This window comes from Runella sp. MFBS21 (assembly GCF_029433105.1).
In the GTDB taxonomy this organism is placed as follows: domain Bacteria; phylum Bacteroidota; class Bacteroidia; order Cytophagales; family Spirosomataceae; genus Runella.
This window is the reverse complement of the sequence record NZ_JARNTW010000004.1, coordinates 397,714-416,679: the sequence shown is the minus strand read 5'-3', so window position 1 is coordinate 416,679 and position 18,966 is coordinate 397,714. Positions and strand designations below refer to the sequence as shown.

Sequence of the window (18,966 nt, the reverse complement as noted above, 5' to 3'; positions counted from 1 at the left end):
CAGGAACCTACACCGTCGTGGCTACCAATGCCTCCACCAATTGCACCAACGATATGAGCAGCAGTGCGTCTGTCACCGTCAATGACTTGCCCACGGCCTACAACGTCGGCGGTGGCGGTAGCTTCTGTCAAGGAGGAACAGGCGTCGAAATCACCCTCAGTGGTTCGCAATCAGGTGTCAATTACCAACTCAAAAGAGACAACGCAAACGTCGGCAATGTGGTCGCTGGCACAGGAAATGCCATTTCGTTTGGCAATCAAACCGTCGCTGGTACTTACACCGTCGTCGCTACCAATGCCTCTACCAGTTGCACCAAAGATATGAGCAGCAGTGCGTCTGTCACCGTCAATGACTTGCCCACGGCCTACAACGTCGGCGGTGGTGGTAGCTTCTGCCAAGGAGGAACAGGCGTAGAAGTCACCCTCAGCGGTTCACAATCAGGTGTCAATTACCAACTCAAAAGAGATAATGCAAATGTAGGTAATGTGGTCGCTGGCACGGGAAACGCTCTTTCGTTTGGTAATCAAACCGTCACAGGAACCTACACTGTCGTGGCTACCAATGCCTCTACCAGTTGCACCAAAGACATGAGCAGCAGTGCGTCTGTCATATCAAATGCCTATCCTATTGCCTTCACTGTAGGAGGAGGTGGAAGCATTTGTAACACACAAGGAGGCAACGCACCTTCTACTGCTATATCACTTAGTAGTTCGGAGAGCCATGTTTCTTATCAACTATTTCATAATAACTCTCCAGTAGGAACGCCAAAAAATGGTACTGGAAACATTATTGTATTCACTGGCATACAACAAAGCGGCAATTATACAATTGAGGCATCTATTCAAGGTAGTTGTATGGCTACAATGAATGGCAGTGCGAATGTTACTATCGGAATCACTCCTTCTTCATTTTCACTCACTGGGGGAGGTAGCTATTGCAAAGGTGGAGCGGGAGTCAGTATTGGACTTTCAGGTTCACAAGAAGGGTTTGTTTATCAGCTGCGCCGTAGTAACACCAATGTCGGTAGCCCAGTCGCTGGTACAGGCAGTGCCATTTCGTTTGGTAATCAGACATTATCAGGCACTTATACCGTAATCGCAACTCAAGCTACTACTAGTTGTACTAGAACCATGACGGGTTCAAAAACAGTCTCCATAACTAACTGTAATGCTAGAGTTGCTATGGCAGAAGAAGTTTCGCTTGATAATTGGGCGGTTGTAGCTCCCAATCCTGTAGGCCGCCACATTTCCGTTAAACTAGTTGATGTAGCCAACCAAAGAGTCGACTTTCAATTGTTGAGCATTGCAGGGCAAACTTTATTCTCTCATCATATTTACGCGACGATTCCTAACCTTACCGAAAACCTTGATATCGCTACTTTAAAACCCGGTGTTTATTTACTCAACGTTAAAACCCTTCTTAAAACGACAACTATTAAGGTTGTCAAACCAGAATAACAATTTACCCTACTTTAATTCTATTGATTGCAAAAAGCGATGACCCTAGTCGTCGCTTTTTTAATGTAGAAGAAATTATACTTACACCTAAGTTTTCTTAACCCATAATGACTTAGGTTCCTTTTTTACTTTCTGGCGGAGACAAACTGACAGGAAATTGCGCCTGTAATATTATTTTTTTATTTACTTTGAGGCTGAATGAAACTCTATATCCATGCGTTTTTTTTGGATTTTTTTACTTTACTCAACCGTTAGCTTTGCCCAAGAAACTGCTTGGCAATCCATTAGTATCGCAGATGGTCTTTCGCAAGGAATGATTTATGACCTTATGCAAGACCGCGAAGGTTTTTTGTGGATAGCCACAAAAGATGGTCTTAATCGCTATGATGGCTACAATTTTAAGGTTTTTACCCACGATCCTTATAACGAAAATAGCATTTCGGGCAATACCTGTACTAGCCTATTGCAGGATTCGCAGGGTCGAATTTGGATTGGTACTGAAAAAGACGGCCTCAATCTTTATGACCCTCAAAGTGGGAAATTTTATCACGCCAATATCGTTGACAATACCCAAAAAGAAGCTAGCAATTACAATATCCTTCGCCTTCTGACCAACAATGACGGCTCAATTTGGGTAATGACCGACGTAGCCAACAAAATTTTTAAAATTACTCTTCCAAAAGGATATCCCAACCAAGTAGATTTTAGCCATTTGGTAAAGTCTGTTTCACCCCAAAACTTTGTCGATAAAATCCCTATTCGCAACGAAAAACAATCTTTGGGCATTGCATACGCCAAGGGTCTCTATAATCATAAATATCCCGATTTTTTTGTAGGGCATTTCAATACAAACTCTTCTTTCTTCAAATGCCTTAGTGATCATAAAAATCGGCTATGGTCCATTGCTTCACAGCAGATATATTGCAGTGTGCTTGGTTCGAAATATTTTATTCCATTTCCTCAGGGAGAAGACCTTTCGGTATTAAACCAATTTGAAGACGGGACATTGATTATTACCAACCAACGGCATCTGTGGTTGTTTAAGCCAGATGATTTATTAAAAATAAAAGCATTAACGCCCGAAAATGCTTATGCCGTACTCCCACCCAATTCTCCCCCCCTCAACCTCCTCATTCGCGATAAAGCTGGTAATATATGGGGAGGTACACGAGGATATGGGCTCGTCAAGTTCAATCCTCATATTAAACAATTTCGTTCTTATCTACCCAAATATTCGTCGGGTGCTTTGTTTCAAGACCAACAAAAACGAGTCTATTTTCACGCCAACTATTTCCCCTCCTACCAATTTTATCGACTCAATACTGAGACCAATCAACCAGAGTCGTTACCGGCTCCTATTGAGGATCATAAATTCGGGCACGACGCCCTCCTTCAAGATCATAAACAGCAGTTTTGGGTACTATCCAACCTCCGCGAGCAAGAGCCACGTAACTTGGTTTTGTTTGACAAAAATTGGAAGTATATCAAGCAGTATAGGGTTCCGTTGGTAGGGATAATTCCAGATTTTAGTGCTAGGCTCCTCGAAACCTCCGACGGACGAATATGGCTGGGACTCTTCAATGGCCAATTGCTTACTTTTAATCCTTCTAACGAACAATTTCATACTTACAGTTATCAGCACTTACTTCCCAAAAGCGGTATCATGGTGCAAACTTACGCCCTCTACCAGGATAAAAATACGCTTTGGATTGCCACTCAAAAAGGTCTTATCAAGGCTACTAATTTTCTCACAAAACCCACTTTCTCTCTCTACAAAAACAGTAAAACCGACCGAAAAAGCTTAAGTAATGATTTTGTATCAGGCATGATCAATGACCCCTTATCACCTGATAAATACCTGTGGGTCAGCACCAAAGGTGGTGGCTTGGAAAAATTAAATAAACAAACTTCTGAATTTGAGCATTTTACCGAAGCCCAAGGGCTACCTAATAAGGTGGTCTATGGGATTATAGAGGGCGATGACCACAATCTTTGGATGAGTACCAATCGAGGCATAGCGTGCCTCAACCCCAAAACACTCATATTCAACAACTTTAATAAATCTGATGGACTACAAGACAATGAATTTAATACCAATTCCTATTACAAAGCACCCGATGGTACACTGCTTTTTGGGGGAATCAATGGCGTGACATTGTTTAAAGCATCAGAACTAAATCAAAATCAAGCGACTCCTATTACCAAAATCATCAATCTAAAAATCAATAATCAACCTATAGAGATAAACGATGAAAGTGGAATTTTGGATAAGCCCATCGAAACATGCTCTATTTTGAAATTAAAGCATGACCAAAACCTCATTACCTTGGAATTTGGCGTCATGGACTTCACCAATCCCATCAAAAATCGTTTCCGTTATCGTCTCGAAGGCATTGACAATAAATGGGTAGAAGCCGGAACAAATCGCTTCGCCAACTATGGTCAGCTACCAGCGGGAGATTATACTTTTAATGTAATGGGTTCACTTAATGGCGAGGTATGGAGTAAGCCTGTGATACTTAAAATTCATATTTCTCCTCCTGTTTATCGTAGTTGGTGGGCTTATCTTTTGTATGCAGGTATATTGCTATGGATTGGATACCGTTGGTATCAAAGTCAGTTAAATCGGGTGCGATTGCAACAACAGTTGTTTTACAAAAACAAAGAAACCGAACGATTGGCAGAACTAGATACGCTCAAAACTCGCTTCTTTACTAATATTTCACATGAATTTCGCACCCCTCTTACGCTTTTGGTAGGACCTCTTGAGGATTTAAAACACAAATATCCCCAAGAAAGTGTTATTCTAATGATGCAGCAAAACCTGATAAGACTCCAAACGCTCATCAATCAACTCTTAGATTTATCAAAACTCGAGGCAGGCCAGATGAAGTCTCATGCCATACAAGGAGATATTGCTTTGTTTTTAAGGCAGCTTTTTGCCTCATTCGAATCTTTGGCGCAAAGCAAAAAAATCATTTTTCAATATGACCAAAACCGTAGCAATCATATAGTGTACTTCGATGCCGACAAAATCGAAAAAATCATCACTAACTTACTCTCTAACGCTTTCAAATTTACGGCCGAAAATGGCCGCATTACCGCTATTGTAGAATACACCACTCACTTACAGAAAGACCAAACTGAGGAGAGAATGATTCTTACCATTTCCGACAATGGCATCGGAATCGAAGCTGAGCGACTGCCCCGTATTTTTGATCGATTTTATCAAGTCGATGATAGCAATCGCCGCAATTATGAAGGAACAGGTATTGGATTGGCTTTGGTAAAAGAAATGGTAGATGTACTCAAAGGGCAAATTGAAGTAAGTAGCGTATTGACCCAAGGTACTACTTTTAAAGTATCTATTCCTTTTACCTTGGAGCAAGTTTCTACGCTAGATTCTGTTGAGCTTTCTGTGCTTCCCGCTTCACAGCTTTCTCTTCCTACTCCATTTATAACCCAGCCCCAGCCCTCAACCAATGGAACTGAGCCGATATTGCTTATTGTAGAAGACAATCCCGACTTACGATTATATGTCAGAACCATTTTTGAGGGAAATTATCAAGTGATAGAAGCTAGCGACGGGCAAGATGGTCTGAATAAAGCCAATGAATACCTTCCCGATATTATCATATGTGACCTTATGATGCCCCATTTAGATGGGTTTAGTTTTTGTAAACTAATCAAAACAGACTTACGCACCAATCATATTCCTGTAATCATGCTTACCGCTAAGGCAAGTCTCGAAGACCGTCTCGAAGGGCTAAGTTTAGGGGCCGACGATTATATCTCCAAACCCTTCAATGCAGAAGAGTTAAAGACACGCGTCCAGAATTTGCGTCAGCAGCGTCAGCTTTTACAAGAAAAATACAGTACCTCTTCCTCTCAATTCAACAAGGATACAGAACCCCAACCCATTGATCCTTTTTTGGAAAAAGCAAATCACATCATCCAACAAAACCTCAGCGACAGTAACTTCAACGTAGATTCATTTGCCCAACAAATGGGAATTACGTCCGTTCAGCTTCGACGCAAAATAAAGGCATTGACTAACCAAACTATTACTGAATACGTTCGTAACTATCGACTTCTAGTAGCGGCTACATTACTCCAAGAAAATGAAAAAACGGTGTCGGAGGTTGCTTATCAAGTCGGGTTCGAAAGTCTTCCCTATTTTTCCAAAATGTTTCTCGAAAAGTTTGGAAAAAATCCTTCAGATTGGAAATAGCCCTTTTCATAAAACCTCTATTTTCAAGCCAATACAAGAAAAAAGTCCAAAACGAGGAAAAGATTATTAAAAATGAGGAAAGATTGTTAATCTTTTTTTCTATTAGCATCTTACTCATTTCACTACCTTAAAATGGGACAAATGAGGAAAAGATTGGCACATAAGTGTTAACACCCTTCTTATAAATTATCCCAATTTTGCTAACAAGTTTCGTAGCAAGCATTTGCTCATTTGATATTTTTTTAGTCTTTAAATTTTTTAATTTCTCACGTTATGAAAAACTTACTTTTACTTTTGACGGTGCTTGCTGCATTTTTAGTAAGCTGTAGCACCAAAGACCAAACACCTTCGGCTTCTATTTATAAAGGTGCCGAACAAAACATCGGCAACGGGAAAGCCTACTCGTGGGCAAAATTCTCAGCCGACAACCAACCTACTTCAGTAGGCTTTACCCTCACCAAAGGGGCTCTTGACAATCTTCCTCATGCAGGTGTTGCGCTTGTACTTGCTTTCCCCAATGAAGCCATCGGCAAAATACCTTTTGACCACATCATGCTCGACTATCTGCATACGGGGCACGAGCCTCCGGGGGTATATGACCTCGCGCATTTTGACATGCACTTTTATTGGCAGCCTTTGGCCGAACGCAAAGCGATTCCTCTTTACACTGCAGCACCCGCTAAGTTTGACAACCTCCCTGCGGCGGGTTTTTTACCCAGTAATTATATAAGACTTCCAGCAGGAGTTCCTGAAATGGGCGTTCACTGGGCCGACCCTGCGTCTCCTGAATTGGCTGGAAAAGGAAAATTTACCGAAACCCTCATCTATGGCTCTTATGACGGAAAAGTCACTTTTATTGAGCCGATGGTTTCTCACGAGTTTCTTAAAAGTAAGCCTAATCTTTCTAAAAACATTCCGCTTCCTAGCAAGTTTGCCAAGGCTGGTTATTTCCCCATGAAATACAGCATCAAGCAAGAAGGCGACGACATCGTCGTCAGCATGGAAGATCTCATGATAATGCAATAAAAACTTTCATTGCCCTACTCAATGAAACTTAAATGGAGTGGTTGGAGAATATCTCTAACCCCCATTTTCTTGATAATAATCTTTCTCTCTTTTTCATAAACCCTCATGTTTTTTATCTTACCATTCGTCATGAACACATTACGCAACTCCTCTCTCGTACTCGCTCTATTTTTGATGGTCATCATACTAAGCTGCACCCAATCAGCTAACGACACCCACGATACCGCTGCCACAGCTCCTTTGTCAGATTCGGCTATGATCAAAAGGGGCGAGTATCTGGTGGGTATTTTAGGGTGTCAAGATTGCCACTCTCCCAAAAAAATGGGTCCTCAAGGGCCAGAGGTTATTGCGGAGCTTCATCTATCGGGCTATCCGGCCGACCGCCCTGTGGGCAAGAATGTCCCCGACGCTTTGAAAAATGGTTGGATGCTTTTTGGAGGCGACGGTACATCTAGCATTGGGCCTTGGGGCATGAGCTTTGCCGCCAACCTCACCTCCGACCCTACGGGTATTGGAACTTGGTCGTATGAACAATTCAAAATCGCTCTCACCCAAGGCAAATCAAAAGGCATTGCGACCGCACGCCCCTTGTTGCCTCCTATGCCTTGGCCCAATTACATCAACATGGCCGACGAAGACATGAAAGCGGTGTTTGCTTACTTAAAAAGCACCAAGCCAGTTTCCAATGTAGTCCCTGCACCGATTGCACCTGATAAGTTGCAGTAACTCCCATTCTTGACGTAATTCTCTCGTTTTGAGCCCCTCCTTTTGGGAGGGCTTGGCGATAGCCTTGTCTTTTCGGGACTGTTTTGGCTGACACTTTCGTGGTAGAAAGGGAAGGAGGATTACGGAAATGTTTGACGAAATGTTTCTACCTCCTTTTTCTACTACCGATTCATGTTGAACTCGTTTTAAATTTTCTACCAATGAAAAACTTTTTTACAATACTGACATTTTGGGTTAGTATCATAGCTAGCTTTAACTCATTAGCTCAATCCCCCGATATTAATGTCAAATATTTTATGACTAGCATTCCCAATAATGCTAGTGCAAATACTACTTATGGAACATCTTTTGGCTTAGTTGCTGTAAATAATGCTACGCCGAATACCGAGTTTACCATTGAAAACAGGGGAACTGGTACGCTTACTATTTCATCGATTGAAATCACTGGAACAGAGGCGAGTGATTTTACAGTCAGCAATTCGCCCAGCACTACACTTGCCCCCAATGCCACTACTACCTTAAGAATTACCTTTAATCCATCCGTTGCAAATAGAAGAACAGCGACAGTTACTATCACCAGCAATGACCCAGACGAAAGCCCATTTAGGATTAATCTTTTGGGGACTGGCATGCAGCCTGAGATGGATGTTTTCGGAAATGGTAATCCAATTGCGAACGGTAGCTCAACGCCTATTACCAATAATCATACTCATTTTGGGGCAGAATTTGTAACAGGAGGCTCGATAGTTCGCACTTTTACCATTGACAATAATGACCTTGCAACACTTAATCTTACGGGAACCCCCAAAGTAGCGATTTCGGGCAGCCATGCCTCTGATTTTTCGCTGACTGCGGCGCCGTCGTCACCCATAGCACGTTCTCAATCCACAACGTTTCAAATAACATTTAATCCTTCGGGAAACGGGGTACGGACTGCACTTCTGACCATTGCCAATGATGATGAAGACGAAAATCCTTATACGTTTGCTATTGAAGGAATAGGAACAACCCCTTCGTCGTCGGCCGATTATACAATTTCTACCGCCAATAATACGGTAACTATCACTGATGTCAGTGGCAATGGCGAAACCATAGAGGTAAGTGAGAGTAACTCAAATGTACGGTTTTTTGTCTCAGGGAGAACATACAGCATTGACGGTGGTGCTGTTACGCCATTCACGACGCCTGCTGACATACCCATTTCTAGTAATACAGGCATTGTCGTCAATACAAATGCGGGCAATGACATTATCACTGTCGGAGCGTTTACCTCCTCATTACCCAGTTTGACAATCAATGGTGGTGTTGACGATGACATTGTGAATATGAATGGTAACATCACTTTTGCGGCAAATGCAAATCTTGATTTAGATCTACAAAATGATGACGCTTCTCCTGGTAAAGATGTGGTGAACATTGGCACCAATGCGAATGTGATTTTAGCTGGAACGGGTAGCGCTACCATAAAAGTAAGTCAGAATGTTTTTGTAAACACAGGCGGAGGGCTAACGACCGCCAACGGTAATCTCCTTGTAGAAGCCAATCAGCAAGGTACACCTACTAGCGGTAATTTTGCGGGGGTACGGCTAGATGGCCTGAATTCGTTGTTTCAGGTGACTGGCAGTGGGCTACTGACAGTAAAAGGGAAGGGGGGGGATATTGGTCGTACTACCTATGGCATTTATATGGGGAGGGGCGGAAAAATAATAGGAGGAACCAATACCGTAACGGTAGAAGGCGTCGGTGGCCCTACGAGCAGTTTTGGAAGTTATGGAGTTGGTATGATCGCATTGAGTGAAATTAGGTCAACAGGTGGTAATATTATCATAAATGGAACAGGAAACGGTACTGGAACCAACAGTGGGGGGGCGGGCTTAGCTTATGATGGCGTATATGTCCGTGGTACTATCTCGGCAGGTGGTACAGGAAATGTTACTATCACAGGAAGAGGAAGTTTAAATAATGCTGAGGAGTCATTAACTGGAGTTGGAATATTCGAAGGGGAAGTAACTACTGCTGGAGGTAATCTCACCATCAATGGCTATGGAGGTGGTTCAGGAAATACACCTCGAAGTAATGGTATTGTTATTTCATCTAATGCTTCAGTTTCATCTGGTGGAATGGGCACACTAACGCTTAATGGTGAAGGCGGAGTGGGTACGGGTAGCTATAATAATGGTGTTATTTTATATGGCCTAATTACGAGTGGTGGAGGGAATGTAATAGTTACGGGTAAAGAAGGTGGTGGCACTGGGTCTTACGGAATTGCTATTTCAAACACCATTTATGGCGGATCAGATGGAGAAATCAATACTTCTACCAATGGGGGAGATATACTGCTGAGAACTAATAGTTTTGCCTCAGAATCTAACACGCTGACATTAATAACAAGCCATTTGTCTAACAAAGTTACTTTTTTGCCATTGACTAATGGGGTAGGTATTAACTTTGTTTCTACCAGTGACGTGGTTGGAGGGCCAATAACCATCTCTGATCTTGAATTTGATAATATTACAGGAGGAGCTATTCATTTAGGGGATGCCAACACGGGCGTTATTAATGTGGATGAAGCCATTACCCACTCTGCTGGCAATGTTTATTTCACTACTGGGCAAGCACTAAACCTGAATCAGTCATTTGGGGCGGGCACGGGTAATATTGCTATTAATGCAGCTGGTGGGATAAATCCTAAGTCCCCAACCGTGGACTTGAGTGGGAATTCCATTTCTTTTACTTCTGGCAATAACCTTAATATCGCCATCGGTGGCACAACGGTCAATACAGAGTATGACCAGTTGAATATACAGGGGACGATTGATTTAACAGGGTTGAACTTGGTACTTTCGGGTAGCTACGTCCCTGTTGCTGGAAATACCTTCACCATTGTCAACAACGACGGTACGGATGCTATCGTAGGTACGTTCAATGGTTTGGCTGAGGGAGCTACCCTCTCTAACTTCCAAGGAAGTGGCCTCAATGCGACGATTAGTTATACGGGAGGAACTGATAATAACGACGTAGTGATTACGGTGGCAGCACCTGCCGTTTCTAATATCAATATCAAAGGCAATGATTTAACTATTGACAATGGCGATACCTCACCTAGAACCGAAGATGGTACTGATTTTGGTAACATTGATATTTCTTTAACAGAACCAGTCGTGCGTACGTTCACCATTCAGAATATGGGAACGGCTGATTTGATCATTCCAGCAAATGGCATTACGAAGTCAGGAGCTGCGGATTTTGGCATCGGAAATGTGTCATTACCTCTCACCATCGAACCTGGCGGTTCAGCCACTTTTCCTGTCATAATAGACGCTAGCGGTAATGGGTTTAGAACTGCAACAATCAGTATTCAAAGCAATGATTCTGACAAATCCCCTTATACTTTTAACGTTCAGGCAATTGGTGTTTCTCCCGAAATAAACGTTACAGGACTTGGTCAAAATATCGCAGATGGTGATTTAACGCCATCGGGGGTTGATGATACTGACTTTGGCATAATAGATGTAGCATCAGGGTCGGTTAGTCATACCTTTACGATTCAAAACGTAACTGGTGCTACTGGTAACCTCCAACTAAACGCAGGGGCAATCAGCGTAACAGGAACTCATGCTAGCGATTTTACGGTAAGTGCGATTACTTTGCCTGCTACGATCAGCGCGGGGCAATCTACTACATTTGTCGTCACGTTCAATCCCTCAGCAGAAGGTTTACGGACCGCTACAGTAAGGATTCTGAACAATGATTTAGGAGAGGGAACTTACGATTTTGCCGTTCAAGGCTACGGAGGGAAGCCTTTTATTACCACTTGGAAAACCGACAATACAGGTACATCCAACAGTACTTCCATCACAATTCCGACCACGGGTACGGGCTACAACTACGACGTGGACTGGAACAACGATGGTATGTTTGATGAATTTGGTTTGACGGGCAGTGTAACCCACAACTACGGTACAGCGGGAACTTATACGGTGGCCATTCGGGGAAATTTTCCGAGTATTCAATTTTTTGACAGTGGTGATAAACTCAAGTTGCTATCGATCGACCAATGGGGTAGTATTGCTTGGACGAGTATGAATAATGCTTTTCGGGGCTGTGAAAATATGGTACTCAACGCTACGGATGTGCCAAATACTTCCGCCGTTACAGACATGAGTTTTATGTTTGCAGGGTGTACCTCCTTTAACCAAGCGTTACCCGAAGGTTTTAATACCTCGCTTGTAACGAATATGGGTGGAATGTTTCAAGGCTGTAGTTCGTACAACCAAGCCCTGCCGACTAGCTTTAATACCTCGCTTGTAACGAATATGTCTGCCATGTTTAGTCTTTGTACAGCCTATAATCAAGACTTACCTAGTGGCTTTAATACGGAGCGGGTGACGAATATGAGGACTATGTTTCTAGACTGTAGTACGTACAACAAAGCTTTGCCGAGTAGTTTTAATACATCGCTTGTTACGGATATGTACGGAATGTTTAGTGGCTGTACAGCCTATAATCAAGACTTACCTAATAGCTTTAATACAGAGCGAGTGACGAATATGAGGACTATGTTTGCTAATTGTAGTGCCTATGACAAAGCCTTACCAAGTAGTTTTAATACGTCACTTGTGACGGATATGAATGGAATGTTTTTAGGCTGTAGTTCTTATAACCAACCCTTCCCGAGTAGCTTTACTACCGCTTCTGTAACAGACATGGCTTTTATGTTTAATGGCTGTAGTGCTTTCAATCAACCCTTACCGAGTAGTTTTAACACGACTGTGGTGACAACTATGCGTTCTATGTTTGAGCGTGCTACGGCTTTTAACCAGAATCTAGGGTCGTTGAACCTCAGCGCAGTGACGGTCATGACCGATATGCTCAAAAATTCGGGTTTGTCGGTGGCTAACTACGATGCGACGCTCACGGGTTGGGACAACGGGGGTTACTCAAATAAAAACCTTAGTAATGCCTCACCACTCAAATACTGTGCTGCCCAAGCAGCTCGTACCAATCTGATAACCAACAAAGGCTGGACTATCACGGGTGATGCACAAGATTTTAGCTGCTTATCTCCCGACTACACAATCACTACTATGGGCAACAATCTGGTCATCACAGACGTAACAGGCACCGGGGAGACACTGGACATTAGCCAAAATGGTAGTAACATTCGTTTCAATGTGACTGGCAAGAACTTTAGTTTGAATAATGGTACTACCACCAACTTCCCTGCGGATGTACCTTTGAGTGGCTTACAAATCATCACTGTAAACACCGCCAACGGCAATGATATCATCAATGTGGGAGCCTTCAGTAGCGACCTTCTTCCCTCATTAACCCTCAATGGCGGCACAGGCGACGACCAAGTCAATATGAACGGAGACATCACTTTTGCTACAAATGCCAACCTTGATGTAGACTTGCAGAACGATGATGTTAGCCCAGGAGTAGATGCCATTACGTTTGCGATTAATGCTAACATAATACTTCAAGGAACAGGAGCGGCTACTCTCAAAGTAAGCAAAAATGTAGTTTTCAATAATGGGAGCACGCTCGGAACGAACAATGGTGACCTCACAGTAGAAGCAAACCAACAAGCAAGTCCTACCACTGGTAATTTTATCGGTATATCTATGGTTACTAATACTCAATTACAAGTCCTAGGTTCAGGTACTATGACGGTCAAAGGAACAGGAGGGAACGACGCATCAGGTAATCAGGTAGGTATTAGTTTAAATTTTGGAGGAGTGATCAATGGAGGTCATAATACCGTCACGGTAATTGGCAACGGCGGTGCTTCGAGTGGAAATAGTAACTATGGTATTCTCATTCAAGGAAGTACGGCCAGTATAACCTCTTTGGGGGGAGCAGTAAACGTGGAAGGAACGGGAGGAGGAACGAATGGTACTAGTGTCGGTAACGAAGGGGTAAGGATTGCCCTTTCTGGACAAATTACCTCTGCGGGAACAGGAGCAATTACTGTCACTGGGCGAGGTGCTACCCTCTCAACTGGAGATTTTAACGTAGGAGTTTCCATACAAGGTTCGGCTAAAATCACTTCAGTTGGCGGGAATGTCACGGTCAATGCCTACGGCGGAGGCAGCGGAACTAGCCAATTGAACTATGGACTTTCGATGAGCCAAAGTGGCGAAATCTCAGCTGGAGGTACTGGCACTGTGACTATCACGGGCGAAGGCGGATTAGCTACTGGTGTCTCAAACCATGGAATAGCATTGGAAGGCTTGGTTAAGTCTGCGGGAGGGAATATTGCGCTCACGGGAAAATCAGGCGGCGGAAGTTCGACTTACGGTATTTATATGTCAAAACAAGGCGGGGCTCCCGTCTCTAGCATTACCACGGAAGTAAATGGCGGTAATATTGCAATCATTACCAACAGTTTACGAATAGTGGATTCCCCTGACATTCGTACTAATTCGTCAGGCCGTGTAACCCTCAAGCCCTTCACGGCAGGTACGGCGATTGATTTTTCTTTTGCCCCTGATGGTGCAAATGGCCCCCTTATTTTATCGGATCTTGAACTTGACAGAATCAGCACGGGTACGCTTGTCGTAGGTGATGCTACGATGGGCGATATCACCGTTGGGATTGGAATTACTCGCCCAACGCTTACCAACATGGAACTCATCAGCGGCGGCGATGTCATCATCAGTGGCGGAAGTATCAATACCAACGGCGGTACGCTGTTACTCGACCCAGGCACGTCACCCAAAGCTGTAAAACCGACCTTCAACGATACAGACGTTACGGTCAGTACACTTTCTTTTGCCAGTGCTAGTGATTTAGAAATTGCCCTCAACGGTACCACTATTGGGGACGGAACAGGTAATACCTATTCACAGCTAAACGTGGCAGGTGAGGTAAATTTGACGGGTCTTAACCTTGCCTTTTCTGGTTCGTACACCCCCACTGGCGGCGAAACCTTCACCATTGTCAACAACGACGATACGGATGCTATCGTGGGTACATTCAATGGTCTAGCCCAAGGAGCGACGATTTCTAATTTTAGAGGTAGTGGCCTGAATGCAACAATTTCATATACGGGAGGTTCGGACAACAATGATGTGGTAATAACAGTGGCAAGTAGCCAACCCGACTACACAATCACTACTACGGGCAACAATCTGGTCATCATAGACGTAACAGGCACCGGGGAGATACTGGACATTAGCCAAAATGGTAGTAACATTCGTTTCAATGTGACAGGTAAGAAGTTTAGTTTAAACAGTGGTATTACCACCAACTTCCCCGCCGATGTAGCCCTGAGTGGTTTACAAAGCATCACCGTAAATACTGCTAACGGTAGTGATATTATCAACGTGGGAGCCTTCAGCAGCGAGGTTCTTCCCTCGCTGACCATCAATGGCGGCACAGGCGACGACCAAGTGAATTTTAACGGAGACATCACTTTCGCCACTAACGCCAATCTTGATCTTGACTTACAAAACGATGATGCCAATCCGGGAGTGGATGCCGTTACGTTTGCAGTTGACGCCAACCTCTTACTTTCAGGAACGGGCACAGCTACACTCAAGGTGAGCAAAAATGTGATTGCAAATACGGGCAGTAGCCTAATTACCCAAAACGGCAACTTAGTGGTAGAAGCCAACAAGCAAGCGACGCCTTCATCGGGCGATTTTGCTGGTGTTGATGTCAATGGCGGCTCGCTAAAAGTAACGGGCAGTGGGCAAGCCACTATCAAAGGAAAAAGCGGAGTTTCTGGCTACAAAGCAGGAATTTCGGTGAGCAATGGTGGTATCATTGAAGGAGGAACCGCCGCGCTTTCGGTAACGGGAACAGGTGGTACTGCCGCTGGCAATGAAAACATTGGCGTGTTGGTCACTGGTACAAATTCTAAAATTACTTCTTTGGGGGGAAATGTGAGTGTTGTAGGCCAAGGAGATGGCATTCCAGGCGGTTATAACCAACACGGTGTTGCAGTCGAATCCTCTGGGATGATTACCGCAGGCGGGACGGGTACGGTGACGGTACAAGGCACAGGAGCTAGCCAGACCGACGGTTATACATTTGGGGTACACCTTGATGCAGGCACCATCACCTCTTCAGGAGGAAATGTAAGCGTAACAGGCCAAGGTGGGGGCAGTAAGACCTCCAACCATGGAGTCTATCTTGAAAGTTCAGGACTAATTTCTGCGGGTGGATCAGGAACTGTAACGGTGCTAGGCACTGGCGGAACTGGTACAGATGGATACCATCAAGGTGTTTTTCTAACATCGAGTGCCATCACTTCTACCAATGGCCACATTAGCGTTACAGGCCAAGCAGGAGGAGCAAGCACCGGTAGCGCTAATACAGGTGTCTTACTGGATGCTAATAGCCGTATTGCGGCGGGAGGAACTGGAAATGTAACGGTACAGGGTATTGGCAGTAGCTCACCAAGCACCGCTTCGTTTAATTATGGCCTTCAGCTTGATGATTCTAATAGCCAAATTAGTACCAATAACGGTAATATCCGACTCATTGGTCAGGGTGGGCAAGGAGCCAATGGTTCATTCAATAATTCTACGGGCAATACGGGCATTGGCCTAAGTGGAAAAGTCCTTGCGGGGGGTACAGGTACTATTTACATAGAAGGTACGGGTGCCAACCAGTCGTTTAGCGATGGGGTAGAAGTTGGTAACTTGGTCACAACCAATGATGGCACTATTACTATTATTGGCGTAGGAGGAGCTGACGCTACAGCATCCAATGGAAGCTTAGGGGTGGACTTAGATGGCACCGTTACGGCGGGGAATGGGAAAGCAATCAACATTCAAGGAACGGCTGGAAGCTCAACTGGCCCCAATAATAAAGGGGTATATATTCGCAGGACTGTCAATAGCACCACAGGAGGTGCCATCACTATAACAGGCATTGAAGGGGGTAGCGGAGTAGGTATTGAGATTGAATCATTCTTTGGAGGGCAGATTACTACGGCCGCCGCAGGAGGGGATATTACCTTTATTGCCAACAGTATCAATATAAAAAATACCGCAGAAATTAATACCAACGCTTCAAGCACAGTAACGTTACGCCCTTATACCAATGGCGTGAGCATTGACTTAGGAGCAGAAACCGACGCTTTGGATGGTCCACTGAGCCTTTCGGATGCCGAACTCGACCGCATTACGGCAGGAAAACTTCAAATCGGCGATGCCAACAGTGGTACTATTAGTGTCAGCGGGGCGATTAGTCGTACAGCAGCTACCAATATCAAGCTCATCAGCGGTAGCGACCTGGTCATTGGCGAAGCCGGGATAAACACGGGAGGTGGCACGCTTTTGCTTGACCCAGGTACTTCACCTAAGTCAGTCAAACCTACCTTCAACGGTACCGATGCAACCGCAAGTACACTTTCCTTTGCCAGTGCTAGTAATTTAGAAATTACCTTCAACGGTACCACCGTTGGCGACGGAACAGGTAGTACCTATTCACAACTTCGTATCGAAGGCGAAGTAAATTTGACGGGAGTAGATTTAGTTATGACTGGATCTTACACACCTGTAGGAAGCGAAACCTTCATCATCATCAACAATGACGGGGCGGACGCCATTCAAGGCAATTTTAATGGATTGTCTCAAGGTGCTACCATTACTAACTTCCGAGGAAGTAGCTTCCCCGCTACTATTTCTTATACGGGTGGAGACGGCAATGATGTGGTCATCACGGTAGGATGTAGTGCCTTCCCAGCGCCAACGGCTTCTGTCACTGCTCAACCTGACTGTGCTACTTCTTCGGGTACTATTACTGTAACCGCTCCAACAGGTGCCAATATTCAATATAGTGTTGATGGTGTGAGTTATCAAACAAGTGCCACTTTTAGTCAACTCTCGCCTAATACTTACTCAGTAACTGCTAAAAACACCCAAACAGGATGTGTCTCACAAATATTGAGTCTAACTATCAACGCTGTACCAAACGCCCCAACCATTTCCAGCGTTAACTTGACTCAGCCTACTTGTGCTACCAACACGGGTACGGCCGTCGTCAATGCTTCTGGTACAGGAACACTTGAATATTCTAAAGACGGGACCAACTGGCAAGAAAGTAACACATTTGCCAACCTCCCCGCAGGAAATTATACTTTCCAAGTACGTTTGCAGAATAATACATCTTGCAGCAATAGTTCGACTCAGCAGACCATTAATCCCGTACCAAACGCCCCAACCATTTCCAGCGTTAACCTAACCCAGCCTACTTGTACTACCAACACCGGTACTGCCGTCGTCAACGCCTCTGGAACGGGTACTCTGGAATATTCTAAAAACGGTACTAACTGGCAAGAAAGTAATACTTTTACCAACCTCGCATCGGGTAATTATACCTTCCAAGTAAGGTTGCAGAATAATACCTCTTGCTCGGCTTCTTCTCAGCAGCAGACTGTCAACCCCGTACCAAACGCCCCAACCATTTCCAGCGTCAACTTGACCCAGCCTACTTGTGCTACCAACACGGGTACCGCCGTTGTCAACGCTTCAGGAACGGGAACACTCGAATATTCTAAAGACGGAACCAACTGGCAAGAAAGCAATACTTTCAGTGGACTTGCCTCAGGGAATTATACCTTCCAAGTGAGATTGAAAAACAGTATGACTTGTTCGGCTTCTTCTCAGCAGCAGACTATCAACGCAACTCTTATATCACTGACTGTATTTAATTTGCAAGGTGGAACTACCCTATGTGCTAGTAGTTCGGGCAACACACCTGCCGCTGCTATCGTTCTCAACGGGTCACAAGTCGGAGTAATTTACCAACTTAAAAAAGACAACCAAAACTTCCGAGAACCTATCCTTGGAACAGGCAACAACCTCGTATTTTCCACCATCACTGAAGCTGGTACGTACACGGTCGAAGCGTTTGTGGAAGGAGGAGCTTGCTTGACCAATATGAATGGATCTGCTACAATCAATCTCGGACAGACGCCCAATGTCTTTACTCTCACTGGGGGGGGAAGTTATTGCAACGGTGGAAATGGCGTAGCCATTGGCCTAAGTAGCTCTCAAACGGGGATGAATTATCAATTGCGCAGAGCCAATACTAACATTGGCAATCCCATAGCAGGAACAGGTAGCGCTATTTCTTTTGGAAACCAAACCTTAGCTGGTACCTACACCGTAATAGCCACCGATGCCAATTCTTCTTGTAACAGAAACATGACTGGTTCTAAAACCGTCTCTGTCACTAATTGCAATGCCAGAGTCGCCAATAAAGAAAATAGTCCTATTGAAAGTACTGAAATTAAAGAGTGGGCTACTATCGCTCCCAATCCAGTGGTGAATTCTTTTGCTACTGTTTTGATAAAAGGACAAGACAATCAAACGATTCAGTGGAAACTCATTGACTTGAAGGGTTCCTCAATTAAAGAAAATAAGTTTGAGACTATTTCAGCATCGCATCAAGAAAAAATATCTCTTGAAGGTTTAAAGCCGGGCACTTATTTGATTCGTTTACAAGGGATTGAAAAAAGCATTACGCTAAAAATTATCAAAGCAAACTAGCGGGTGCCCTTATACA

At 44.1% G+C, this 18,966-nt stretch carries 5 protein-coding genes; all 5 read left to right on the top strand.

Translation table 11 applies throughout. The features are described from left to right. The coding region (locus P1X15_RS12075; RefSeq protein WP_277338377.1) for a T9SS type A sorting domain-containing protein at window positions 1–1,457 on the top strand (1,457 nt) is incomplete at its 5' end. A gap of 214 nt (window positions 1,458–1,671) precedes the next feature. Further along, entirely contained in the window at window positions 1,672–5,688 is a 4,017-nt protein-coding gene (locus tag P1X15_RS12070) for a hybrid sensor histidine kinase/response regulator transcription factor (RefSeq protein WP_277338376.1), read from the top strand. 273 nt (window positions 5,689–5,961) lie between these two features. Then, window positions 5,962–6,714 (top strand): DUF5602 domain-containing protein, encoded by a 753-nt coding sequence (locus P1X15_RS12065; RefSeq protein ID WP_277338375.1) that lies wholly within the window; start codon window positions 5,962–5,964, stop codon window positions 6,712–6,714. Between the two features lie 129 nt (window positions 6,715–6,843). Then, window positions 6,844–7,440 carry a c-type cytochrome gene (locus tag P1X15_RS12060; protein ID WP_277338374.1) on the top strand — a complete coding sequence of 199 codons (597 nt, stop codon included), beginning with the start codon at window positions 6,844–6,846 and terminating at the stop codon, window positions 7,438–7,440. A 200-nt stretch (window positions 7,441–7,640) separates the two neighbouring features. Continuing rightward, complete coding sequence (locus P1X15_RS12055; RefSeq protein WP_277338373.1) at window positions 7,641–18,950, top strand: choice-of-anchor D domain-containing protein; 11,310 nt, start codon at window positions 7,641–7,643, stop codon at window positions 18,948–18,950. The last annotated feature ends 16 nt before the right edge of the window (window positions 18,951–18,966 follow it).

Excerpts from the sequence above, each read along its gene's own strand:
- P1X15_RS12055 (WP_277338373.1), top strand. The coding sequence starts at position 7,641 with ATGAAAAACTTTTTTACAATACTGACATTTTGGGTTAGTATCATAGCT.
- P1X15_RS12065 (WP_277338375.1), top strand. The coding sequence starts at position 5,962 with ATGAAAAACTTACTTTTACTTTTGACGGTGCTTGCTGCATTTTTAGTA.
- P1X15_RS12060 (WP_277338374.1), top strand. The coding sequence starts at position 6,844 with ATGAACACATTACGCAACTCCTCTCTCGTACTCGCTCTATTTTTGATG.
- P1X15_RS12070 (WP_277338376.1), top strand. The coding sequence starts at position 1,672 with ATGCGTTTTTTTTGGATTTTTTTACTTTACTCAACCGTTAGCTTTGCC.